Below are 24,108 nucleotides of genomic sequence, written 5' to 3'. Positions count from 1 at the left end.
GAGACTAGAGGATCAGATACGCGGCGTGTCCCGGCTGGCCACTGCCAGCCGGTGGGTTTGCCGTGTGAGTGTCGACAGTAAGGATCCTGCGTGTCTCCCATGGCCCGCACCGCACCGGTGCCCGCCGCAACAGATCCGGCCATCATCCGGAACTTCTGCATCATTGCCCACATCGACCACGGTAAGTCCACCCTGGCCGACCGCATGCTGCAGTACACCGGCGTCGTTCAACAACGCGACATGAAGGCCCAGTATCTGGACCGTATGGATATCGAACGTGAGCGCGGCATCACCATCAAGTCCCAGGCAGTGCGTATGCCGTGGGAACTCGATGGCACCAGCTACGCCCTGAACATGATCGATACTCCTGGCCACGTCGACTTCACCTATGAAGTATCGCGCTCCCTGGCAGCCTGTGAAGGCGCTGTGCTCCTGGTTGATGCAGCACAGGGCATCGAAGCCCAGACGCTTGCCAACCTCTACCTGGCGATGGAGAACAACCTCACCATCATCCCGGTACTCAACAAGATCGACCTTCCGGCTGCCCAGCCTGAAAAGTATGCGGCAGAACTGGCCAACCTGATTGGTGGAGACCCGGAAGACGTCCTCAAGGTTTCAGGCAAGACCGGAGTAGGCGTGGAAGCGTTGCTGGACAAAATCGTCCGCGACCTCCCGGCCCCCGTTGGCAATCCCGATGCTCCGGCCCGTGCCATGATCTTCGACTCTGTCTATGACACCTACCGCGGCGTGGTCACATATGTTCGTGTGGTGGATGGCATGCTGCATCCGCGGGAACGTATCCAGATGATGTCAACACGTGCCACGCACGAGCTCCTCGAGATCGGCGTCAGTTCCCCGGAACCCACACCGTCCAAGGGCCTTGGCGTCGGTGAAGTGGGATACCTCATCACCGGCGTGAAGGATGTTCGCCAGTCCAAGGTGGGTGATACCGTAACCAACCTCGCCAAGCCGGCATCGGAGTCGCTCAGCGGCTACGCCGACGCGAAGCCCATGGTGTTCTCGGGTCTGTACCCGCTTGATGGAACTGACTACCCTGTCCTCCGCGATGCCCTCGAGAAACTGATGCTTAACGACGCCGCCCTGGTCTACGAGCCCGAGACGTCCGCTGCCCTGGGCTTTGGCTTCCGCGTCGGCTTCCTGGGTTTGCTGCACCTGGAAATCACCCGTGAGCGCCTCGAGCGCGAGTACAACCTCGACCTCATCTCCACAGCTCCCAACGTGGAGTACGAGGTCACGCTGGAGGACAAGAAGGTTGTCCATGTGACCAACCCCAGTGAGTACCCCACGGGCAAGATCGCCGAGGTCCGCGAGCCCATGGTGTCCGCTACGATCCTGGCGCCCAACGAGTTCGTTGGATCCATCATGGAGCTCTGCCAGAGCCGCCGTGGCCAGATGCGTGGCATGGACTACTTGTCCGAAGACCGCGTAGAGCTGCGCTACTGGATCCCGTTGGCCGAAATTGTATTCGATTTCTTCGACCTCCTTAAGTCCAAGACGCGCGGCTACGCATCCTTGGACTGGAAAGCCGACGGCGAACAGGTTGCCGACCTCGTAAAGGTGGACATCCTTCTGCAGGGTGAGCAAGTGGATGCTTTCAGTGCCATCACCCACCGGGACAAGGCCTACGCCTACGGTGTCATGATGACCGGCAAGCTGCGCGAGCTCATCCCGCGTCAACAGTTTGAGGTGCCCATCCAGGCGGCCATCGGATCGCGCATTATTGCCCGCGAAAGCATCCGGGCCATCCGCAAGGACGTTCTTGCCAAGTGCTACGGCGGTGACATCACCCGTAAGCGCAAACTGCTTGAGAAGCAGAAGGAAGGCAAGAAGCGCATGAAGATGGTTGGTCGCGTTGAAGTGCCTCAGGAGGCTTTCATTGCCGCACTGACCACCGACGAGTCCAAGGACAAGGCCAAGAAGTAGATGCCCAGCGTCCTTCCTTTGGGCGACCCTGCACCTGCGGATGGCTTACTGCCCCCGCAGGTGCTGACCGGCGTCGAGCATCGCAAGTTCGGCCTCTACGTGCACATCCCGTTCTGCGCCGTGAGGTGCGGTTACTGCGACTTCAATACTTATACGGCCACGGAGCTCGGCGGTGGTGCATCGCAGGATGCCTATGCCCAAACGGCTGTCACGGAACTGGACTTTGCGGCAACGGCCCTGGATGCTTCCGGCTTGCCGGAGCGGCCGCTGAGCAGTGTATTTTTCGGCGGCGGAACACCCACGTTGCTACCTGCGGAGGACCTGGCGCGGATCCTGCGCGCCGCCGTCGGGCATTGGGGGCTTGAGCCCGGCGCGGAGGTGACCACCGAAGCCAACCCCGACTCCGTAACGCCCGCGTCGCTCAAGGTGCTGGCTGATGCCGGATTTACGCGCGTCTCCTTCGGCATGCAATCCGCGGTCCCGCATGTGCTTAAAGTGTTGGACCGCACCCATACCCCGAGTCGCGTTCCGCTGGTGGTGCAGTGGGCGCGGGAGGCTGGCCTCGCCGTTAGCCTGGACCTCATCTACGGCACGCCGGGCGAGTCGATGGCGGACTGGCAACTGTCCCTCGAGACCGCCCTATCCTATGAACCCGATCACATCAGCGCCTATGCGCTGATCGTGGAGGACGGCACAAAGCTCGCAGCCCAAATCCGGCGGGGCGAAGTTCCCGGAATCGACGACGACGACCACGCCGCCAAATATGAGCTCGCTGACAAACTGATTACGGAAGCTGGCCTGACATGGTACGAGGTCAGTAACTGGTCGAAGACGCCTGAACAAGCCTGCCGTCACAACCTTGCCTATTGGCGGGGCGATGACTGGTGGGGGATCGGTCCGGGCGCCCACTCACACGTGGGCGGGGTCCGCTGGTGGAACGTAAAGCACCCAACGGCTTATGCCAACAGGCTTGCTGCAGGAGCCTCGCCGGCAGCTGGCCGGGAAACCCTCGACGCCGAAACCCGGGAAGTCGAACGCATCATGCTTGAGGCGCGGCTTGGTACCGGGCTAGCGGTGGATGCGTTGGACAAAGTTGGCCGCCATGCGATGGCGGGACTTATCGCTGAAGAGCTGGTGGATCCGGTTGCGGCCTTCAAGGGCCGCCTTGTTCTTACGCTTAAGGGCCGACTACTGGCGGACGCCGTGGTGCGAAGGATTCTGCCGGACTGAATGCGGCAGTAGCCTGCAGAACCTGTGGGCTACTTGATCCAGCGCAGGTTGAGCTTGTAGCGGTGGGGCTGTCCGTGGTTGACACGAATACCGGCCGAGACTGAGAAGCACGTTAGAGCTACCCAGATTCCCGTGGCGATGACTGCAAAGATATTGCCGACCACGGGAAGCAGGACCAGGATATTTGCGAGCACCGCCGCGATGGTCGGCGGAAGTGTGAAGTTCAGTGCTTCCTTCGACTCCTGTGCCGTAAACGGCCCGCGATCACGGAAAATCAGATAGATCAGCAGGGACGGCAGGCATCCCAGAATTCCTCCGAAGTGCGCCAATGTGGCCCACTGCCGGTCTTCGCTTGCCGTCAGTGGGAGTGCGTTTGCAGGCGCGCCATGGTACTGGGGCTGGCCTGCGGCGCTGCCCGGTTCTTCAGGAGCGTTCTCTGCCACGGTGTCTTCCCTTTGCTGTAAAGATGCTGCGGTGTTGCTGTCCCAGAATACTGGGTCCCGGGTCATCCCGGGACCAACGCCCCGTTGGGTCCCTGAGGAAAGCGTATTCAGGGGCGCAGATCAGGAACTGGCATTCAGGGCGTAGTGAGGAAGTCGATGACTTCCTCCACCCTTCCCAGGAGCGAGGCTTCCAGGTCCGCATAGCTGCGTACCGCGCCGAGCAGGCGTTGCCAGCCGAGGCCAATGTCTTCAGCCGTTTCGTGCGGCCAACCGAAGGCGGCCAGAATCCCGGTCTTCCAGTCAGTCCCTCGTGGAACTTCCGGCCAACGCTCCATACCCAGCACTTTTGGCCGGATGGCTTGCCAGACATCCACATAGGGGTGACCGACAATAAGGACGTTTCCGGCGGCTCCGGGCACCGTCATGGCTTCTTCGGCGATGCGCGATTCCTTTGAGCCCGCCACGAGGTGGTCTACCAGGATCCCGAGCCTGCGGCCCGGCCCGGGGGAGAACGCGGCGATCGCCGACTTGAGGTCGTCCACGCCGTGGAGTGGCTCGACCACGATGCCCTCAATGCGGAGATCGTCGCCCCAAACTTTCTCCACCAGTTCGGCGTCGTGCTTGCCTTCTACCCAGATGCGGCTCGCCTTGGCCACCTGGGCACGCTGGCCCGTGACCTTCACGGAACCAGACGCAGTCCGTCCTGCTTGCACAGGCGTAGCCGGAGTCTTTGCGGCAGGCGGCATGAGCCGAATGGCCTGGCCTTCAAGCAGGAAGCCAAACCCAAGCTGGAAGGACTTTGTCTTGCCGCGCCTGTCCTCCAGAGAGACGATGTGCATGCCCCCGGATTTCTCCACCCGGGTAACCTCGCCCACCCAGCCGGACCGGACATCTTCCAGGACCATTCCGCGCTGGACGGCTACCTCGGGGAGTTTGCGTTTGGCAGGAGCGGACAGATCCTGCGGGCCCCACGTGTCGAAAGCCAAGGACTTCATACCCCTTTGTGCTGGTTGTGCTGGGAATAACTCCCGCGGGCGGTTTCAATGCTAGCAACGCCCTGGCTCATACTAGACTTGTTAGCACTTAGGCATGTTGAGTGCTAAGTATTGGTCCGATGTAGGCCCGGACAGTCGTCAGGAGGTGTTGCAATGAGTGAGCCACGCAAGCTTGAGGTGCTGCGCGCAATCGTTGAGGATTATGTGCATTCCCGCGAGCCTGTTGGATCCAAGGCACTTGTGGAGCGGCACCATCTCGGCGTTTCCAGCGCCACCATCCGCAATGATATGGCCGTACTTGAAGAAGAGGGCCTCATCGCGGCGCCGCACACCAGCGCGGGCCGGATTCCCACGGACAAGGGCTATCGGCTGTTCGTGGACCGAATCTCGCAGGTCAAGCCGTTGTCCGCCGCGGAGCGTCGAGCCATCCATTCGCTCCTGGAGGGGCCGGACGACCTCGATGACATCCTTGAGCGCACAGTCAGGCTGCTGTCGCAACTGACCAACCAGGTCGCCGTCGTTCAGTACCCACACTCCAACCGGGCCTTGGTCCGCCACGTTGAGTTTGTGCTCCTGGCACCAAAGCAGGTGCTCGTTGTGCTCATCGCAGATACGGGAAGCGTTGGCCAGAAGGTCATCGAGGCCGGCTCCGATGTCAGCAACGAGGCCCTGATGTCTCTGCGTTCCAGGTTCCTTGGCAGTATCGCGGGAACCCAACTGGCTTTGCTGCCGCAGGTGTTGCCTTCCGTGGTGGCGCTGTGTCCGCCGGACCTTCGGGGACTCGCGCAGCATCTTGCCCATGGTCTGCAGGCACTGAGTGACACCAGCCGTGAAGAGCGCATCGTCCTTGCCGGAACAGCCAACCTTGCGCGCTCCAACGTGGACTTTCCGTTGAGTATTGGGCCAGTGCTGGAGGCCCTTGAGGAACAAGTTGTCATGCTCCGGTTGTTGTCCGACATGGGGGATGATCCTCGCGGGGTGTCAGTGAGCATCGGGCGCGAGAATCCCTATGACGGCCTGGCTGAGGCATCAGTCGTGGCAACGGGGTATGGCTCCGGCGCCAAGGTGGGAATCCTCGGACCAACCCGGATGGACTATCCCACCACCATGGCTGCCGTGCGCGCCGTGGCCCGTTACCTTTCCCGCATTCTCGGCGGCTGACGCCAGCCCCGAGGTAAGAATCGCAGTACAACAAGGAAGAGATACCGACTTTGAGCAGCCACTATGACGTTTTGGGAGTCTCGCCGGAAGCCACCGGGGAAGAGATCAAAAAGGCGTACCGCAAGTTGGCGCGCAAGCTTCACCCGGACGTCAACCCTGGTGAGGATGTCGCGGAGCAGTTCAAAGCCGTGACGCATGCCTACGAAGTGCTGTCCGACCCCCAAAAGCGCCGCGTCTACGATGCCACCGGTAACGAGAACGGCACTGACAACGGCTTTGGTGGCGGTTACTCTGGCCAAGGCTTTGCGTTCCAGGACATCTTCGATACCTTCTTCGGCGGTGGCGGCGGACACGCGGGTCCGGCCTCCCGCGTACGCAGGGGCCAGGATGCACTCATCAGCGTCCGCATCGACCTCAAAGACGCCGTGTTCGGTGTCAACAAGAAGCTCGAAGTTGATACGGCCGTTGTCTGCCCCACGTGTGATGGCAGCTGCTGCCGGCCTGGCACGCACCCGGAGCGTTGTGACATTTGTGGCGGCAGCGGCCAGGTCCAGCGGGCTGTTCGTTCCATCCTGGGCCAGGTCATGACCACGGCGCCGTGTGGTTCCTGCGAGGGCTTCGGTACGGTCATCAAGGATCCCTGCAACGAGTGCAACGGGCAGGGGCGCATCCGCAGCCGCCGTTCCCTCACCATCAAGGTCCCTGCCGGTGTTGCCACGGGTACCCGCATCCAGCTCTCCGGGCAGGGCGAGGCGGGACCGGCTGGCGGACCTGCGGGCGATCTTTACGTAGAGATCCGCGTCAACAATGACTCCACGTATATCCGTGAAGGCGACGATCTGCACGCAACTCTGAGCGTTCCGATGACCGCAGCCGCCTTGGGCACGGAACTGACCCTGGAAACCTTTGACGGGCCCCAGGAGATCGATGTCAAGGCCGGCACCCAGTCCGGCGAGGTCATCACTCTTCGCGGTTTGGGCGTTACCCACCTCAGGGGCTACGGCCGCGGCGATCTCAAGGTGCACCTGCACGTTGAGACACCGGTCAAGCTGGATCCGGCACAGGAAGAGCTGTTGCAGCAGCTTGCCAAGTTGCGCGGAGAGCAGTTCAGCGAAGGCAAGCTCGTGGCCAGCGGCGGCATGTTCGCCAAGCTGCGGGACAAGCTCGGTAACCTGTAGCGGTGAGCAACCCCGTTTTCTTCGCGCCCGCCGGGAGCCTGGATGGCGTTGAGCCGGGCGCTTTGTTCGCCATTGACGGTGCAGAAGCCAGGCATGCCGTAACGGTGAAGAGGCTCACGGTGGGTGAAGCCGTGGACATTGCCGATGGCGCAGGGGCCCGCCTCACGGGCACAGTGGCAGAGGTTGGTCCCGGAAGCTTGTCCGTCAAGGCATCCGAGGTAGTTTTCGAAGAGCAGCCTGACGTGCGTCTGGTACTTGTTCAAGCATTGGCCAAGGGTGACCGTGACGAGCTGGCTATTGAAACAGCCACAGAGCTGGGCATTGATGCCGTGATCCCTTGGCAGGCTGAACGATCCATTGTCCGTTGGAAGGGCGATCGCGCTGCCAAGGCCCACGCGAAGTGGCAGTCAGTGGTCACTGCCGCGGCCAAGCAGGCCCGCAGGGCATGGATACCCGAGGTGCGTCCCATCCTGGATTCCGGGGCGTTGGCAAAGGCTGTTGCTTCGGCAGACTTGGCCGTAATCCTTCACGAGGACGCAAAGAGACCCCTACGGGCAGTGCTTGAAGCGCTGGTGGAGACGAAGGGCACCGGGCTGGATTCACCCCGTGAGGTCCTCCTGATTGTCGGCCCCGAGGGTGGCATCTCGCCGCGCGAGGTGACGCGCCTCAGTGACGCTGGAGCGGTCACGGCTTTGTTGGGACATCATGTCCTGAGGTCCTCGACGGCGGGACCTGCCGCCGTCGTACTCGCCTCTGACGTCCTGGGCCGCTGGTAGGCTGTTTCGGCCTACAGGCGCCCCTGGCCGACGCCCGCCGCTGATCTTAGCCGACGCTGAAAAGCCGGGTGTCCGTGGTTGATGCGTTTGCTTGCCCGGAGTCCTGAACCTGGGCCACCCGCAATTCGTACTTCCCGGGCTTCAGGGTCGCGCTGAAGGAGAACACGCCGAATTGTCCCGGCTCTCCTGTGGCCTTCGTCTGGCCGGTGAGCAGGCTGGTTTTTTCGCCGCTGCCATTGTCCTGGAGGATCTGCCAGCTGACGGGCTTGGAGCTGTCAGTACTGCGGCCATTGAATTTGACGGGACCCGCGGGGAGTGAGGTGTCCTCTTGCGGATCGATAATCCACAGCGGCGCTACCAAGGAGGCGTCCCTGGCCATGGGCTGACCAAGCCGCACCTGGCCGAAGGCCATGAAGTCCGTATGGCCGTCCACCAGGATGACCACCTGGATTTGCTGGCCGGAGTTGATCAGGCCCGATGACGAGGCTGCCGCGGTAGCTGTGTAGACCAGCTGCTGTACCGCCCTTTGCGCCATGCCTGCGTCAAGGTTGGAGTTGAAGGCGTCGCGCGAAATATCAACAGTGATGACGTTCTTGCCCGAAATGGATGTTGCCAGGCTGCCTGGATCCTGCCAGGGCGTAAAAAAGTCGTGGTCCAACGGCTTTTCGGCCATCATGATCCGCAGCGCCGTGGTTACTGGGTTTCCATCGCCCCGGATGTCCCTGAATTCGCGGTACAGGTAGACATCGTCCTTGCTCCGACCAATCCAGTACACCGGGATCTTTGTTGATGCTTGGGTGGTCTCCAGGGGAGCGTTGCTGGCGGGCGCCTCCTGGAGGCTGACCGGCGGCGGGCTGGAGGTGGCCTGGGTGGATCCGCCGTTGGCGATGCACCCGGTCAGCAGCAGGACAGCAAGCATCGCAGGCGCTGCGACGACGGATTTGTTCCGCTTTCGCCCGCCGGGCTGGTGGCTTGCTGACTGCGTGATGGGGTGTTCCTTGCCTTGCGGCCGGCGGTGTCGCCAGCCCTTTTCGAATGCGCGTATTCTTTCTACCCGCCCTGCCAGCTTGGCATATCGTCGACGGCGGCTGGCCGGGTTTGCGGGCACTGGCAGTAACTGAAACAGGATTGATACCCGCTTGATGCCGAGTTGAGACAAAATGTCGTCCGCCGGCGGAGTGTGCAAGTGGACGAAGCACGCGCGTACGCCCTGGGCGTGCCGGGCTGGCGTAGGATTGAAGGCATTCCGGCATATGGCCTGGCGGTTAAGCCAGTCCCGTTGTCGAAACGATGGACTAACTGTATTCCGACCGGAGGAGAAGAGGCCGCACGGCCACCACTATGAGTGAATCCCTGAATGGGCGGTTGCGGACCGGAAACGGGAACCCAGCCACCACCGAGTTCCCGCACACCTTACCGGGCACGCGCACGGAAATCGTCACGTTCGACAACTCCGATCAGATGGTTCACTCATTGGGCAGCCATGACGAAGCCTTGCGCTACATCGAGGAGCAGTTTCCCGACGTCAACTTCCACGTTCGCGGCAATGAATTGTCCATGTCCGGTCCCTCCACGGTCATACCGCGCATCATGCGCCTCCTCGAGGAGGTCCGGGGACTCGTGGCCAGGGGCACAGTGGTGACTCCTGACGTCCTGCAGCAGCTCGTTTCCTTGTTGAGGACGCAGTCCGTCCAGAATCCTGTGGATGTCCTTACCCACAACATTCTCTCCAGCCGGGGCAAGACCATCCGGCCCAAGACGCTGAACCAGAAGAACTATGTGGATGCCATAGATGCGAACACCGTGATCTTCGGCATTGGCCCGGCAGGTACCGGCAAGACCTACCTCGCCATGGCCAAGGCCGTTCAAGCGCTCCAGCTGAAGGAAGTCAGCCGGATCATCCTGACCCGCCCGGCTGTTGAGGCGGGGGAGCGGCTGGGCTTCCTGCCGGGAACGCTGAGCGACAAGATCGATCCCTACCTGCGGCCGCTTTACGACGCTTTGCACGACATGATGGACCCGGAGTCCATTCCACGGCTGATGGCTGCGGGCACCATTGAAGTCGCACCCTTGGCGTACATGCGTGGACGGACGCTCAATGACGCGTTCATCATCCTGGACGAGGCCCAGAACACCACTCCTGAACAGATGAAGATGTTCCTGACCCGCCTCGGATTCGGTTCCAAGATGGTTGTTACCGGCGACGTTACGCAGATCGACCTGCCTTTTGGCTCCACCTCCGGACTCCGGATAGTACGGGAAATCCTCACTGGGATCGATGACGTCAATTTCTCCATCCTTGAGGCCGCTGACGTCGTTCGGCACCGTCTGGTCGGGGACATTGTTTCGGCCTATAGCAAGTGGGATGAGGCTCATCGTACAGATGGGGCCGCAGGCACACATCACAAACGTGGAGAACGAAAATGAGCATTGAAATCAATAACGAATCCGGTGTGGAGGTGGACGAAGCCCAGCTGGTCACATTGTCGCGGTTCATTTTTGAGCGCCTCTACATCCATCCGCAGGCTGAGCTGTCCATCCTGCTGGTGGATGAACCCGCCATGGAGAAGCTGCACATTGAACTCATGGACGAACCCGGAGCCACGGATGTGCTCTCGGTGCCCATGGACGAGCTGACGCCGGGCACTCCTGACAAGCCCACGCCGCAGGGAATGCTTGGAGACATCGCCATATGTCCCCAAGTGGCCCAGGTGCAGGCGCGGAACGCCGGACACACCACCCAGGATGAGATGCTGTTGCTCGCTACGCACGGCATCCTCCACCTGCTCGGTTTCGACCATGCTGAACCGGAGGAAAAGGAAGAAATGTTCGGTTTGCAGCGTGAGTTGCTGTCTGAGTTCCTGGGCAAGGATGCCCCCATGGAGACCATGCAGTGACCTCGCTCATCCTGGTCGGCATGGCGCTGGTTTTTCTCAGCTTCGTCGCCTTGCTGACCGCAGCTGAGGCTGCGTTCAATTTCCTGCCGCGGCACGAAGCTGAACAATCAGTGGTCCGCAGCAAGGGCAGGGCCTTGGGGAGCATCCTCAAGAACCCCATCGCACATATGCGGGCCCTGAGGTTCTGGCGCGTGTGGTTCGAGATGGCAGCCGCAGTGGCCGTCGCTGTCGTCATGCATAGTTTGCTGGACAACGTATGGCTTGCAGGCCTGGCGGCGACAGGCATCATGGCAGTCATCGGATTCGTTTTGGTTGGCGTCTCGCCGCGGCAGTTGGGCCGCGCCCATTCCGGTCCCGTTGTCAGGTTTACGGCCCCGCTGATCAGGTTCTTGTGCTGGGTCCTTGGGCCGATTCCCGGCTGGCTGGTCGCGTTGGGGAGCGCGGTCGCTCCCGGCGCCCCCGGTGGTGATGACGCGTTCGTCAGCGAGGAAGAATTCCGTGAGTTCGTGGATCGCGCGGCGGAATCGGACATGATCGAAGACAACGAGGCAGAGCTCATCCACTCAGTCTTCGACTTCGGCGATACCTTGGTTCGCTCGGTCATGGTTCCCCGTACGGACATCGTCAGCATTGGAGCGGGTTCGGACCTCGAAGCTGCCATGGCGCTTTTCCTCCGTTCCGGCTATTCCCGTATCCCGGTCATTGGCGAGAATACGGACCAGATCCGCGGCATTCTCTACCTCAAGGACGTTGCCGCGGCGATGCATCGCGGCGAACCCGGACTGCAACAGCACGACGTCGATTCGCTCGCCCGGGAGGTTAGATACGTGCCGGAATCCAAGCCTGTGAGCGACCTCTTGAAGGAACTGCAGAAGGAATCCACGCATGTGGCCATTGTCATTGACGAGTATGGCGGCACCGCCGGCCTTGTCACCCTGGAGGACCTCATCGAGGAAATCGTGGGCGAGATCGTTGATGAGTATGACGCCGCGGCGGAAGAGGCGGTGGACCTCGGCGATGGAAGCTACCGTGTCAGCGCCCGCATGAGCATCGATGACCTGGGGGAGCTGTTCGATATCGACCTCGACGACGACGAAGTGGATACCGTCGGAGGCCTCCTTGCCAAGGCGCTCGGCCAGGTCCCCATCGTCGGAAGCTCCGTTGAAGTGAACGGTGTGTCGCTAAAGGCAGATAGGCTTGAGGGTCGCCGAAACCGGGTCAGCCACATCATTGCGGCTGCCATGCCAAAGGAAGACACTGACTTTGAAGACCTTCTCGATGAGGCCGACACAACGCAACAGGGAGTTCCACGTGAGCAAGCAAAATAAAAAGTTCGACGCCGATGACGATTTCGGTGGCTTCCACGCCGGATTCTCGGTCCTTGTTGGCCGCCCGAACGCGGGTAAGTCCACGCTGACAAATGCCTTGGTGGGCCAGAAGGTGGCCATTACATCGGCCAAACCGCAGACCACGCGCCACACGATTCGCGGCATCGTCCACCGCGAGGACGCACAACTGATCCTGGTTGATACTCCCGGCCTCCACCGGCCCCGCACTCTCTTGGGAAAGCGGCTCAACGACCTCGTTGCCGACACCTTGTCCGAGGTGGACGCTATTGGCTTCTGCTTGCCGGCCAATGAGAAAATCGGTCCCGGCGACAAGTACATCGCCGCTCAGTTGGCTGCCGTGGGCCGCAAGCCCATTGTTGCCATTGTGACCAAGACCGACCTCGTGGACCGCCAGGCTCTCACGGAGCAGCTGCTCGCTGTTGCCGCATTGGGCCGGGAAGTCCTCGGGGACCAGGGCTGGGCGGATATCGTCCCCGTTTCTGCAGCCGATGGTTTCCAGGTGTCCACTGTTGCGGACGTACTTATTGGGCATATGCCGTCGTCGCCGCCGCTTTATCCGGACGGCGAGCTGACCGACGAGCCCGAGGCCGTCATGATTGCCGAACTCATCCGCGAAGCTGCCCTCGAAGGTGTCCGGGATGAACTTCCCCACTCCCTGGCCGTTGTTGTCGAGGAAATCGTGCCACGCGAAGGCCGCACCGAAGAGAATCCGTTGCTGGACGTCCGGGTCAATCTTTACGTGGAGCGTCCTTCCCAAAAAGCAATCATCATCGGCAAGGGTGGGAGCAGGCTGCGTGAAGTCGGAACCAATGCGCGTAAGGGAATCGAGACGCTCCTGGGAACCAGGATCTACCTGGATTTGCATGTCAAGGTTGCCAAAGACTGGCAGCGGGATCCCAAGCAATTGGTAAAACTCGGCTTCTGACCCGGCGTCACGGCAACGGCGTGGCTTGGGCTCGATAAGGAACTTCCCAGAATCGGCCACTATGATTGCGGGGATCCACGTGTTTGAGGAAAGGTAACCGAATAGTGCGACGTCGTGACGCCCGCCCGCCGGGCCCCGGCACCGCTGCTCCCGATGCGGCGCGCCATGGGGAGGACCCCGAGGGAACTCCGCGCCACATGAACGCGCCCAAGGGGCTCCCGTTGTGGCTAAAGATTGTTACCGGCGTCGTGTCGGTGGCTCTCGTTGCCGGCGTTGCTTTTGCAGCCTTCTGGTTTATCCGGCTACAGACCAACATCACCAAGGCCCCGCTATCCGCGGGCGAAACGCGTGATGCCACCGACGCCGTGGTGAATGACAAATCGGACCGGCTGCAGATCCTTATCCTCGGCTCGGACACCCGCGATGGGAAAAACTCGCAGTACGGCAACGCGGACGATTCCACTGGCTATGGCCACTCGGACGTCATGATGCTGCTGGACATTTCCGCTGACAACAAACGGGTCAGCGTCATGAGTTTCCCGCGTGACCTCCTTGTTGATGTGCCCCAGTGCACGGACCACACCAACAACCAGACGTTCCCCGCCCGTAGCGGCGTGATGATCAACGAAGCCATGGCAGAAGCCGGTATCGGTTGCGCCGTGGACACCATCAATAAACTCACCGGCCTGGAAATAGATCACTTCATGATGGCCGACTTCAATGCGGTGAAGGAACTCTCCAAGGCCGTCGGCGGAGTGGATGTTTGTGTCAGTGATCCCGTCTTTGATCCCGACTCCCATCTTCGTTTGCCGAAGGGCAATTCCCAGGTGGAAGGCGAGCAGGCCCTGGCATTCCTGCGTACCAGGCATGCCTTCGGAGACGGTGGCGACCTTGGCCGAATCAAGGGCCAGCAGGCGTTTCTTTCGTCCCTGACGCGGAAGCTCAAGGCCGACGGCACGCTCGGCAATCCACAAAGGCTCCTGCAGATCGCCGACGTCGTGACGCAAAACCTCACTGTTGATGAGGGGCTGGCGTCAGTGCCATCACTGTTGACGATTGGTGGAAGGCTGAAGGACATTGATGTCTCCAAGGTCGCGTTTGTCGCCGTCCCCACCCAGCCTGCCGCATTGGACCCCAACCGGTTGGAGCTCGTTGAGCCCCAGGCATCACAGCTCTTCGCAGCCCTTCGCGCCGATCTGGACCTGACAAATCCCGGGGCGACGTCTAGTCCGGCCCCAACAGGGCCTGCGGAAGGAACACCTTCGGCGGCCCCTACCACTGTTGCTCCTGCAGTTCCGGCCTACAACAAAGCCATCCAGCCGGTGGCAGTCGCCAACGGCAGCGGAGTTGGGACCAGGGCGCAGGAGATTTTGGCGACCTTGACCGGCAATGGATTTGCGCAGTCCGTTTCCTATCTGGCAAACCCCGTGGAGAAGACTGTTGTCTACTACGGTCCGGACTTCGCTGACGTTGCTACGGACATTGCCACGCTCTTCGGCATCCCGGCGGCACAGGTTCAGCCATCCCCACGGGTTTCGGGCGTACAGCTCTACGTGGGCACGGACTTCGCCACCGGGACAGCCTATGGGGCGGCCTCGGTTCCACCCGATGTAGTCAACCAGACGGCCAAAGAAGCAGTGTGTCAACAGGTGAACCCGCTCTACATCACCCAATAACAGTCATCTCAGCGGTAACAGGCTGCAAAGGCAGCCAAAGACGAATGGCCGGACCCCGATTCATCCACGGGATCCGGCCATTCGTCGTAGGGGCCTTACCAGATGCTGACCCTGTCCCCGGGTTCCATCCACATCCGGTCTTGATCGTTGACCTGGAATGCTTCGTGGAAGGCGTCAAGGTTGCGGGCAATGGCATTGGTGCGGAATTCGTTGGGGGAGTGTGGATCGGTGGCGAGCCTGCGGATCGCTTCCTCGGGCCGGATCACCTGGCGCCAGCCGGCAGCCCATGACATGAAGAACCGCTGCTGGCCCGTGAAACCATCCAGGACCTCAGGCTCGGCGCCGTCGAGACTGAGAAGGTAGGCCTTGTACGCAATCGTGAGCCCGCCGAGGTCGCCGATGTTCTCACCCAGCGTCAGCTTCCCATTGACCTTGTGGTCAGGTGCCGCATAGGGCGATAGGGCATCGTATTGGGCAACCAACTTTGCCGTCCGGGCTTCAAAAGCCGTCCTGTCCTCTTCTGTCCACCAATTGCGGAGTGCTCCGCTGCCGTCGAATTGGGATCCCTGGTCGTCGAATCCATGGCCGATCTCATGGCCGATCACGGCACCAATGCCACCGTAGTTCACGGCGTCGTCTGCCTCTGCCGTGAAGAAGGGTGGCTGGAGGATAGCGGCGGGGAACACGATTTCGTTCAGCATCGGGTGATAGTACGCGTTCACGGTCTGTGGCGTCATGAGCCACTTGTCCAAGTCAACGGGCTTGCCTATTTCGTCCAGGTGGCGGTCGACGTCGGCGTCATGGGCCCGTTCTACGTTGCCCAAAAGGTCATTGGGGTCGATCTCAACGGCGGAGTAGTCGATCCATTTCTCAGGGAAACCAATCTTGGGGCGGAACGCATCCAATTTCTTGAGGGCCTCGGCCTTTGTATCCTCACCCATCCACTCAAGGGAAGAAATGCTGTCCCGGTAGGCCTCAATCAGATTGGCCACGAGGGTTTGCATCCTTGCCTTGTGACCTTCAGGAAAATGCCGCTCCACGTAAATTTGGCCCACGGCCTCGCCGAGTGCTGCTTCGACGACGGCAACGCCGCGCTTCCAGCGCTCCTTGTTCTGGGGGGTGCCGCTGAGGGTGGTCCCGTAGAAGTCGAAGTTCGTGTCCACAAACACCGAGGAAAGGTATGGCGCGGCGGAGCTGAGCACCCTCAGGGTCAGCCATTCCTTCCAGACATCCAGTGGTTCCGATTCCAACAGCGAAGCGGCGCCTGCAAAGAAGTCCGGTGTGCTGACCACGATCTCGCTCCGCTTGCCGGCGTCGACACGGCCGGCGTCAAACCAGGTATCCAGTAGGGGGAACAGCTTCGCTGCTTCTTCCGCGGTCTTGAGGTTGTACGTCTTTTGGGGGTCACGAAGGGTGACGTTGTCCCAGTGGTGGGATGCGAGGGCCTTTTCCAAGGCGACAATGCGGCCAGCAGCGGCTTCTGCGTCAGGAACACCGGCGAGGCTAAACAACTTGGCGATGTATTCGCCGTAGGCAACCACGATCGCGGCAAACTTTTCATCGCGATAGTAGGACTCGTCTGGGAGGCCCAGGCCGCCTTGCCCGATGTACAGCAGGATCCGCTCCGGGTTTCCGGCGTCCGGCGCCGGGTAGATGGAGAACAGGCCGGACACATCGCACCGGAACAGCCGGCCCAGTAGCGCCGCGAATTCCTCGGCCGAACCCACTGAACGGACTTCTTCCAGACGCCCCCGGAGTGGCTCGAGCCCCTTCGCCTCCGCTGCGGCCTCGTCCATGAAGCTGGCGTAAAGTCCGCCGACCTTCTGTTCGACGCCGGTGGCTGAGGCTCCCTTGTTTGCCGCTTCCTCGATGATCGCCTTGACGGCCAGTTCTGCTTCGTCCCGCAAAGCGGTGAATGTGCCTTCCAGGGGGCGGTCGTCAGGGATCGTCGTGCTGTTCAGCCATGCACCGTTGACGTGCTGGTAGAGATCGTCCTGCGGCCGGACGCTGTGATCTATGTTGGAAAGAGTGATCCCCGACTGTGGCACTGTTGCTCCTTGAATGGACGCTGCAGCCGGCGTTGCCACCGTCGCGGCGTCTGCATAGTGGACGTTGCATGAGGTGTTGCAATGTCATCATACGCACCGTGTTACTGTGAACTTGTGCGTGCGGGAATGCTTCTTCTTAGCTGCCGCGGCGAGGCCTGAAAGCTATCTGAAAAGCTGGGCCATCCTCGCCGCGGAGTTTCGTTGTGCCCGGCTAAGCTTTCACTTAGATCTTAGAGAAAAGGCCACACGACATGCGTAATGCACAAAAGCCCTCCGGTATGCCGATTCACCGCTACCTGCCGTTCCAGGACCAGATCACAGTTGAGGTTCCGGATCGTACTTGGCCGGACAAAGTCATCACCAAGGCACCACGCTGGTGTGCAGTTGACCTGCGTGATGGCAATCAGGCGCTCATCGATCCCATGAGTCCGGCGCGCAAGCTGAAGATGTTCCAGCTGCTCGTCAACATGGGGTTCAAGGAGATCGAAGTTGGGTTCCCGTCAGCATCCCAGACCGACTTTGATTTCGTTCGGCAGCTGATCGAAGGCGGCCATATTCCGGACGATGTCACTATCCAGGTCCTGACCCAGGCGCGTGAACACCTGATCGAACGAACCTACGAGTCGCTGGTAGGTGCCAAGCAGGCGATTGTGCACCTGTACAACTCCACGTCGGTGCTGCAGCGTCGCGTGGTCTTCAACCAGGACGAGGACGGCATCCTGGATATCGCCCTGCAGGGGGCCCGCTTGTGCAAGAAGTACGAGGAGACCCTGACCGACACTCACATCACTTACGAATACTCACCGGAATCCTTTACGGGCACCGAGCTGGAGTATGCCGCCAGGGTATGTAACGCGATTGCCGATGTCTTTGAGGCATCCGCGGACAAACAGGTCATCATCAACCTGCCGGCCACCGTGGAGATGGCCACGCCGAACGTCTATGCGGACTCCATTGAGTGGATGCACCGAAATCTGCACCCGCGTGATGGCATCATCATTTCGCTGCACCCGCACAACGACCGCGGAACAGGTGTGGCCGCTGCTGAACTCGGCTATCTGGCCGGCGCGGACCGCATCGAGGGGTGCCTGTTCGGCAATGGTGAACGGACTGGAAACGTGGACCTCGTCACCCTGGGCCTGAACATGTTTGTCCAGGGCGTGGATCCCATGATCAACTTCTCCGACATCGATGAGATCCGCCGCACGGTTGAATACTGCAACCAGTTGCCTGTTCCGGAACGCTCACCATACGGTGGCGACCTCGTCTTCACAGCGTTTTCCGGTTCGCACCAGGACGCCATCAAGAAGGGCTTCGAGGCACTGGAGAAGGACGCCGCGGCGGCTGGCGTCCCTGTTGACGACTTCACGTGGCAGGTTCCCTACCTGCCTATTGACCCGAAGGATCTGGGCCGAAGCTATGAAGCCGTGATCCGGGTCAACTCGCAGTCCGGCAAGGGCGGCGTGGCGTATCTGCTGAAGAACGAGCACAACCTGGATCTGCCGCGGCGCGCACAGATTGAATTCTCCGGCGTCATTCAGCGCAGGACAGACGCTGTTGGCGGCGAGGTCAGCGGTGCGCAGCTCTGGCAGATCTTCCAGGACGAATACCTGCCCTCGGACGAGGAACAAGCACAGTGGGGCCGGTACTCCTTGGGCAGCGTAAGCACCGAGACGGACGAGTCCGGTGCCATGACCATGAACGCGAACCTGCGGATCGACGGCGTCGAGGTCCGCAGGACCGGCCACGGTAATGGTCCAATCGCCGCGCTGCTGGACATCCTGCACCATGACGGCGTAGATGTCCGCGTTCTCGATTACAGCGAACATGCCCTGTCGGAGGGCGGCAGCGCCAGTGCGGCCGCATATGTTGAATGCGCTGTCGGAGAGCGTGTCCTGTGGGGTGTGGGAATCGACCCCAGCACCACGACGTCGTCGCTGAAGGCGCTGATCTCTGCTGTGAACCGGGCAGTCCGGGACGCCCAGGCGTAAACGCCTGAACCGTGTGGTGACGGGAATCGCCGTCACCACACGGTCCGGCGGACCTCTTTGGCCGCCGGCTTAGTGCGAAGATTAGTTGTGGCCAATCCCTCATCGTTTGCAGCACGGTCCTACCGGGACGATGCCGTGGTGCTCCGTACCCACAAACTGGGTGAGGCTGACCGCATCATTACCCTGCTGACCAAACACCACGGGCAGGTCAGGGCAGTGGCTAAAGGGGTGCGTCGGACCAGCAGCCGGTTCGGTGCACGGCTGGAGCCCTTCATGGTGGCAGACCTCCAGCTCATTTCCGGCCGCACCCTGGATATCGTCACGCAGGCTGTCGCCAAGGGGTCATACGGGAGCAGCATCGCGGCGGACTACGGCCGTTTCACGGTGGCAGCTGCCATGACCGAAACCGCGGAGAAGCTCACGGACGCGGATGCCGAATCCGGTACAGCCCAGTACAACCTCCTGGTGGGTGCGTTGGCCGCGCTCAGCCGCTCGGACCATCCTCCGGAACTCATCCTGGATTCGTATCTCTTGCGTGCCCTGGCTACCGGCGGGTGGGCACCTAGCTTTACCGACTGCGCACGGTGCGGCAGGCTTGGCCCCCACACAGCTTTCGCGGCACCTCTTGGAGGCATGGTGTGTGGCGATTGCCGTCCGCCCGGTTCGCCCGCCCCCGCGCCGGAGACTGTGGTACTTCTTGGCGCCCTGCTGACCGGGGATTGGGGCGTTGCTGACTCTTCGGATTCCCGGCATCGACGCGAAGCGGCCGGGCTAGTGGCCAGCTACCTGCAATGGCATTTGGAACGCGCCTTGAAATCACTCAAACACGTGGAGCGAAGCTGACTGTGGCACTTGGAAAGAAAAGCAAGACGACCCCCGCGAGGACTTCGCCCGTAGTAGCCCCGTATGGCCACCCTTCAGGTGCCGTTCCGCCGAACATTCCAAGTGAACTTATTCCACAGCACGTGGCAATTGTGATGGATGGCAATGGCCGTTGGGCCAACCAGCGGGGATTGCCCCGCATTGAAGGGCACAAGGCCGGCGAACCGGCACTGCTGGACGTGATGGCCGGAGCCATCGAGCTAGGCATCAAGTACGTTAGCGTCTACGCGTTTTCCACGGAGAACTGGCGACGATCTCCAGAAGAAGTCCGCTTCCTGATGGGATTTAACAAGGATGTGCTACGTCGCCAACGGAACCAACTCGACGAATGGGGAGTCAGGATCCGCTGGGCCGGGCGACGGCCCAGGCTCTGGGGCTCGGTTATCCGTGAGCTTGAAGAGGCCGAGGAATTTACCAAGGCCAACGACACTTGCACCTTGACCATGTGTGTTAACTACGGCGGCCGGGCTGAAATAGCCGACGCCGTCTCTGCCATTGCCGAGGACGTTGCCGCCGGGCGACTCAAGCCGGGATCCGTGACCGAAAAGACCATCCAGAAATACCTGGATGAGCCCGACTTGCCCGACGTAGACCTCTTCCTGCGCAGTTCCGGCGAGCAGAGGTTGTCAAACTTCCTGCTGTGGCAGTCTGCCTACGCTGAATTCGTCTTCATGGACACGTTGTGGCCGGACGTAGACAGGCGGACGCTTTGGGACGCCGTCGAGATTTACGCTAGGCGGGACCGCCGGTATGGCGGAGCGGTAGACGCGGCGCCAGCCGCTAATTAGCACGGGCATGCTGGATCAATACGGGTAGGACGAGAGCCAAACCGACACATCACGATAAGCCTGTTGGCGAATTGTCCTCCGGGACAGGAAAATGTCGTGGAGTGCCCCTGGGTAGCGGAACACAGCCGTTCGCCGGCCCAGGCCCAACGCACGGCGCGATGTCTCCTCGACGTCGATTACGGCGTCCGCCCTCATGAGGTCTGCCGTCCATTCGACCTGGATCCTGGTCCGGCCCGATAAAAGCACCAGGACCGGGGCATCGATGTTGAGTTTTCGCTCCACCGTTTTGTGGCCGGCGAGCACTGCCTTGGTCCATCCGGCGCGAATGGGGAATGAGGCGCGCGGCCGCCAGACCGAATCGAGCACCCATTCGCCGTGGGCTTGGTTGCTGACGCTCTCCCAGTACGCGGGCATCTCGGGGAACCTGAACGGACGCTTAGGGTCAGTTCGTGCGAAGGGCTCCACCAGATGCATGGCGATGCTGCGAACCAGGCTGCTGCCCTGGAGCTCAAGCCAAGGCGAGTTCAGCACCAGTGTCCCAATCCGGCCTGGGTGGCGGTCCGCCCACAAGGAAGCAATCAGCCCGCCCAAAGAGTGTGCGAGCACATGAATGGTTGGCGGCGCTGGATTGTTGGTCCTTGCCAAAACGTCCCGTTCGACCTCCAGCAAGGCTGCCTCGATGTCTTCGTCGTAGACAGCAAGGTTGGTTGTATATCCGGGCGTCTGACCGGGCAACAGGCTCCGCCCAAATTTCCGAAGGTCCAGCGCGTAGAAATGAAAGCCTGATGCAGTGAGGTACTCAGCGAGTTCGGTCTGGAGGAAATAGTCAGCCCATCCGTGAAGATAGAGAACCACGCGTGGCGCCCCCGCTGGATCCGTGGAAGCTGCCCGGCGCCTGCCTTTTGTGAAGGTGGAGAGAAAGTCAAGGATGCCGTGGGGAGTTGTGGCTGTAACTGGTGGGGCATGCCTGACGAGGGTCGCTTTGACGGTGCCCTCGTCGTCAGGGGGCAAGGGGAGTTCCAAGCACTGATACCCGCTGCCCAGGATGTCCGGTCGCCACAGTGATACTGATTCTTCGGTGGTGGTCATGCGTCCCCTTCCTGCCGTTCCTGCGGCAAGCCATCTTCCATGTACCCGCGAATCCAACGTGAAAGCCTCGCGTAGGCATCTGCCCGGACGTTGGGTGCGGACAGAAAGACGTCATGCAGGCCCCCGTCCACTCTCTCCAACGTCACGCTGCGGCCCAAGGCCATGGCCCTCAGTGCGATGATGCCAACGTCCAATACCGCATCCGAACGCCGCATGGACTCCTGCCACACCATTCCATTGGCACTGGCAGCCGACGTGAGCACCAGGACCGGGATGTCCAGGTCCAGGCCACGCGCAACCTGCGAGTGGCCGGCCAGAACGGCTCTGAGCCACCCCGCCCTGACAGGAAAAGCCAGGGGAGGCCGGTATTTTTCATCCAGCGGCCATTCTCCTTCGGCCGTGTTGCTTATGCTTCGGAAGTAGAATCCACGCTCCGGGAGCCTCAGGACCATCTCCGGCCGGAGTTTTGCGAGAGGTCCAACCATCACTTGGGCGGCGCGCCGAACGATTGAGTTGCCATGCATTTCGAGCCAAGGGCTGTTCAGTATCAGGTGTTGCACTTGGCCCGCGTGCTTGCTCGTCCACAGCGCCGCGATAAGGCCTCCGGTGGAATGCCCCATCATGGCAAGGTTGTCCCTGCGATGTGCAGGGCTGTCGCTGCGGATGACCTCGATGGCGCGACTGATTTCGGCATCGTAGTCCCCAAGGTTGGCCACATAACCACCATGCGAACCGTATATCAGGCTTCGACCATGGTTGTGCATGTCCAAGGCATAGAACTCATAGCCGTTCCTTGCCCAAAACCTGGCGAGCTCCACATTGAAGAAGTAGTCGCTCCAGCCATGAAGGAAGAGCAAGGCACCATGTGTTTCTCTGGCCTCCTGGGTCATTGATTCCGGTCGGTAACGGACCAACGTTGCCCGGCGCAGCACACCATCAGGTCCTTCGGCGTCCAGGACACGCGATTGGAAGTCCATTCCCAGGATGTCAGTCGACCAATCCATGCCTTCAGCTTAGACACTCGCTGCGGCATCGCGTCCCGCAGCCCTGCCAGTGAAAAGGCATCCACCCAGGAACGTTCCCTCCAATGCCCTGTACCCGTGGACGCCGCCTCCACCGAAGCCGGCCGCTTCACCCGCAGCATAGAGGCCAGGGATCACCTGGCCGTCTTGGTCCAGGACGCGGGAACGAAGGTCCGTCTGCAGCCCTCCCAGGCTTTTCCTCGTGAGGACGGAGAGCCTGATGGCAATGAGGGGACCGTGGGCAGGATCTGCCAGCCGGTGTGGGGGAGCCACCCTCATCAGTTTGTCAGTGGCAAAACGGCGGGCCGCCCGGATGGCGGCAAGTTGAGGGTCTTTACCCAGCCCGCTCGCCACTTGAAGGTCGCGGGCCCGGACCAACGCGTCCAGGTGATCAGCGCTGACCAGCTGATCCCCGGTGAGTCCGTTCATTTTCGCGGCCAGGTCCCGGGGCGTCGTGCCCTGGATGAAGTCGATGCCTTTGTCCAGGAAACGTTGTATTGGGGTATCGCCACCGGGCTTCAAGCGCGAGACGAGCAGTGAGACGTCCTTCCCCGTGAGGTCCGGATTCTGCTCGGAACCGGACAGCGCAAGCTCCTTCAGTGCAATAGTGCGGTTCAAAACGAACCACGAATAGCTGTGACCCGTGGCCACGATGTGGCGAAGCGCGCCAAGGGAATCGAAACCCGGGAACAGCGGCGCCGGGAGTTGTTGCCCGAGGGCATCCAACCACAGGGACGAGGGCCCTGGCAGTATACGGATGCCGTGCTTGGGCCATATGGGATCGTAATTGTGGATTCCCTCGGGGTAGTGCCACATGCGGTCACCGTTCACCAAGGCTGCGCCGATGGATTCCGCAACCGGGAGGAAATCACCATCCACTGAGGCAGGAACGCCGCTGAGCATGTATGCCGGTGCATCATCGCCCGGCCACTGCCGGCGAACCGAACCGTGGTTGCCGCCAATGCCGCCTGTCGACACTACGACTGCGCCCGCCATCGCGTCGAAACCCCCGACGGCGGTGCGTGAGGAAGCTTGGCCGCGCACCGCCGTCGAGGGTTCCAGAACCTGGCCTGAGACGCCCACGACCCGGCCGGCCGTCGTCGTCAGTGAAGTTGCCCTATGCCGGAAATGCAGCGTTACCCGTCCGGCCTGGACACCTTCCTGCACCTTCGCAAGAAACGGTTCCACAAGGGCAGGACCAGTTCCCCACGTGACGTGGAACCGGGGAACCGTGTTTCCGTGTCCCTGGGGCCCGTAACCGCCGCGTTCTGCCCATTGCACGAGGGGGAAGATTCCGACGTCGAGGCTCTTCAACCATGCCCTTTTCTCACCCGAGGCGAAGTGGACGTACGCTTCTGCCCACTGCCGCGCAACCGCATCGTGAGGCTGATCAAAGCCGGCGGACGCCAACCAGTCCGAGAGCGCCAACTCAGCGCTGTCCTTGACACCGAGTCGGCGCTGCTCCGGGGTGTCCACCATAAACAGGCCCCCGAAGGACCAATGCGCCTGCCCTCCCAGGGATGCCGCCGGTTCCTGGTCCAGGATTGCCACGCTCTTGCCTGCCGCGTATGCGCTTGCCGCTGCAACCAGCCCGGACAAGCCTGCACCGACAACGATGATGTCGGCGAGGATTCGATTCCCATGATTTGCGTCACGATCCGGTAGGGGCATGCGTACATGCTAGCTGTCGGCATGGTCACGGGTTTGGTGAGTT

General features: G+C 61.3%; 20 protein-coding genes. 13 read left to right on the top strand and 7 right to left on the bottom strand.

Annotation, left to right across the window (positions count from 1 at the left end; translation table 11 throughout):
• Window positions 1–90: 90 nt before the first annotated feature.
• On the top strand, window positions 91–1,944 hold the full coding sequence (lepA, locus tag LDN75_RS14485) for a translation elongation factor 4 (RefSeq protein WP_216925590.1): 1,854 nt from the start codon (window positions 91–93) through the stop codon (window positions 1,942–1,944).
• Window positions 1,945–3,174, top strand: coding sequence for a radical SAM family heme chaperone HemW (gene hemW, locus LDN75_RS14480; RefSeq protein ID WP_223932982.1), 1,230 nt, complete (start codon window positions 1,945–1,947; stop codon window positions 3,172–3,174).
• Between the two features lie 29 nt (window positions 3,175–3,203).
• On the opposite strand, the gene LDN75_RS14475 is transcribed toward hemW, so the two are convergent.
• Together LDN75_RS14475 and LDN75_RS14470 are read right to left on the bottom strand one after the other, a co-directional pair.
• Window positions 3,204–3,617: a DUF4870 domain-containing protein gene (locus tag LDN75_RS14475; RefSeq protein ID WP_159699313.1), complete on the bottom strand. Its 414-nt coding sequence runs from the start codon at window positions 3,615–3,617 to the stop codon at window positions 3,204–3,206.
• Window positions 3,618–3,751: 134 nt separating this feature from the next.
• Window positions 3,752–4,603, bottom strand: a complete 852-nt coding sequence (locus LDN75_RS14470) for a DUF3097 domain-containing protein (RefSeq protein ID WP_223932981.1) — start codon at window positions 4,601–4,603, stop codon at window positions 3,752–3,754.
• A 162-nt stretch (window positions 4,604–4,765) separates the two neighbouring features.
• On the opposite strand from LDN75_RS14470, the gene hrcA reads away from it, so the two are divergent.
• The 3 genes from hrcA to LDN75_RS14455 are packed head-to-tail and all read left to right on the top strand — an operon-like array spanning window position 4,766 to window position 7,727.
• Entirely contained in the window at window positions 4,766–5,773 is a 1,008-nt protein-coding gene (gene hrcA / locus LDN75_RS14465; RefSeq protein ID WP_223932980.1) for a heat-inducible transcriptional repressor HrcA, read from the top strand.
• Between the two features lie 50 nt (window positions 5,774–5,823).
• Window positions 5,824–6,951 (top strand): molecular chaperone DnaJ, encoded by a 1,128-nt coding sequence (gene dnaJ, locus LDN75_RS14460; RefSeq protein WP_223932979.1) that lies wholly within the window; start codon window positions 5,824–5,826, stop codon window positions 6,949–6,951.
• 2 nt (window positions 6,952–6,953) lie between these two features.
• Window positions 6,954–7,727 carry a 16S rRNA (uracil(1498)-N(3))-methyltransferase gene (locus tag LDN75_RS14455; protein ID WP_223932978.1) on the top strand — a complete coding sequence of 258 codons (774 nt, stop codon included), beginning with the start codon at window positions 6,954–6,956 and terminating at the stop codon, window positions 7,725–7,727.
• 46 nt (window positions 7,728–7,773) lie between these two features.
• Here the strand turns inward: LDN75_RS14455 and LDN75_RS14450 are convergent, their stop codons facing one another.
• Window positions 7,774–8,646 carry a GerMN domain-containing protein gene (locus tag LDN75_RS14450; RefSeq protein ID WP_223937587.1) on the bottom strand — a complete coding sequence of 291 codons (873 nt, stop codon included), beginning with the start codon at window positions 8,644–8,646 and terminating at the stop codon, window positions 7,774–7,776.
• Between the two features lie 422 nt (window positions 8,647–9,068).
• Between LDN75_RS14450 and LDN75_RS14445 the strand changes: the two genes are divergently transcribed.
• From LDN75_RS14445 to LDN75_RS14425, 5 genes are all read left to right on the top strand, one after another.
• Entirely contained in the window at window positions 9,069–10,154 is a 1,086-nt protein-coding gene (locus tag LDN75_RS14445; protein WP_223932977.1) for a PhoH family protein, read from the top strand.
• A complete protein-coding gene (gene ybeY, locus LDN75_RS14440) occupies window positions 10,151–10,624 on the top strand; it encodes an rRNA maturation RNase YbeY (RefSeq protein ID WP_223932976.1) in 474 nt (157 codons plus the stop codon). The genes LDN75_RS14445 and ybeY overlap by 4 nt, the downstream gene beginning before the upstream one ends.
• A complete protein-coding gene (locus LDN75_RS14435; protein WP_223932975.1) occupies window positions 10,621–11,952 on the top strand; it encodes a hemolysin family protein in 1,332 nt (443 codons plus the stop codon). Before ybeY ends, LDN75_RS14435 begins: the two co-directional genes overlap by 4 nt.
• On the top strand, window positions 11,936–12,898 hold the full coding sequence (era, locus tag LDN75_RS14430; protein WP_223932974.1) for a GTPase Era: 963 nt from the start codon (window positions 11,936–11,938) through the stop codon (window positions 12,896–12,898). Before LDN75_RS14435 ends, era begins: the two co-directional genes overlap by 17 nt.
• A gap of 104 nt (window positions 12,899–13,002) precedes the next feature.
• Window positions 13,003–14,574, top strand: a complete 1,572-nt coding sequence (locus LDN75_RS14425; RefSeq protein WP_223932973.1) for an LCP family protein — start codon at window positions 13,003–13,005, stop codon at window positions 14,572–14,574.
• A gap of 95 nt (window positions 14,575–14,669) precedes the next feature.
• On the opposite strand, the gene LDN75_RS14420 is transcribed toward LDN75_RS14425, so the two are convergent.
• Window positions 14,670–16,622: a M13-type metalloendopeptidase gene (locus LDN75_RS14420; protein WP_223932972.1), complete on the bottom strand. Its 1,953-nt coding sequence runs from the start codon at window positions 16,620–16,622 to the stop codon at window positions 14,670–14,672.
• 251 nt (window positions 16,623–16,873) lie between these two features.
• On the opposite strand from LDN75_RS14420, the gene leuA reads away from it, so the two are divergent.
• The 3 genes from leuA to LDN75_RS14405 all read left to right on the top strand — a co-directional run bounded on the left by leuA (window position 16,874) and on the right by LDN75_RS14405 (window position 20,283).
• Window positions 16,874–18,613 carry a 2-isopropylmalate synthase gene (gene leuA, locus LDN75_RS14415; RefSeq protein WP_223932971.1) on the top strand — a complete coding sequence of 580 codons (1,740 nt, stop codon included), beginning with the start codon at window positions 16,874–16,876 and terminating at the stop codon, window positions 18,611–18,613.
• 87 nt (window positions 18,614–18,700) lie between these two features.
• Complete coding sequence (recO, locus tag LDN75_RS14410) at window positions 18,701–19,456, top strand: DNA repair protein RecO (protein WP_223932970.1); 756 nt, start codon at window positions 18,701–18,703, stop codon at window positions 19,454–19,456.
• A 2-nt stretch (window positions 19,457–19,458) separates the two neighbouring features.
• Window positions 19,459–20,283 carry an isoprenyl transferase gene (locus tag LDN75_RS14405; RefSeq protein ID WP_223932969.1) on the top strand — a complete coding sequence of 275 codons (825 nt, stop codon included), beginning with the start codon at window positions 19,459–19,461 and terminating at the stop codon, window positions 20,281–20,283.
• 15 nt (window positions 20,284–20,298) lie between these two features.
• On the opposite strand, the gene LDN75_RS14400 is transcribed toward LDN75_RS14405, so the two are convergent.
• Genes LDN75_RS14400 through LDN75_RS14390 form a run of 3 tightly spaced genes read right to left on the bottom strand, consistent with a single transcriptional unit; the run spans window position 20,299 to window position 24,065 of the window.
• Window positions 20,299–21,372, bottom strand: coding sequence for an alpha/beta hydrolase (locus LDN75_RS14400; protein WP_223932968.1), 1,074 nt, complete (start codon window positions 21,370–21,372; stop codon window positions 20,299–20,301).
• Window positions 21,369–22,376, bottom strand: coding sequence for an alpha/beta hydrolase (locus LDN75_RS14395; RefSeq protein WP_223932967.1), 1,008 nt, complete (start codon window positions 22,374–22,376; stop codon window positions 21,369–21,371). The genes LDN75_RS14400 and LDN75_RS14395 overlap by 4 nt, the downstream gene beginning before the upstream one ends.
• A 9-nt stretch (window positions 22,377–22,385) precedes the next feature.
• On the bottom strand, window positions 22,386–24,065 hold the full coding sequence (locus tag LDN75_RS14390; RefSeq protein ID WP_223932966.1) for an FAD-binding dehydrogenase: 1,680 nt from the start codon (window positions 24,063–24,065) through the stop codon (window positions 22,386–22,388).
• Between the last annotated feature and the right edge of the window lie 43 nt (window positions 24,066–24,108).

The organism is Arthrobacter sp. StoSoilB5, assembly GCF_019977235.1.
Lineage (GTDB): Bacteria > Actinomycetota > Actinomycetes > Actinomycetales > Micrococcaceae > Arthrobacter.
Note: the sequence above shows the minus strand (reverse complement) of the source record. Positions and strands in the feature narration are given on the sequence as shown.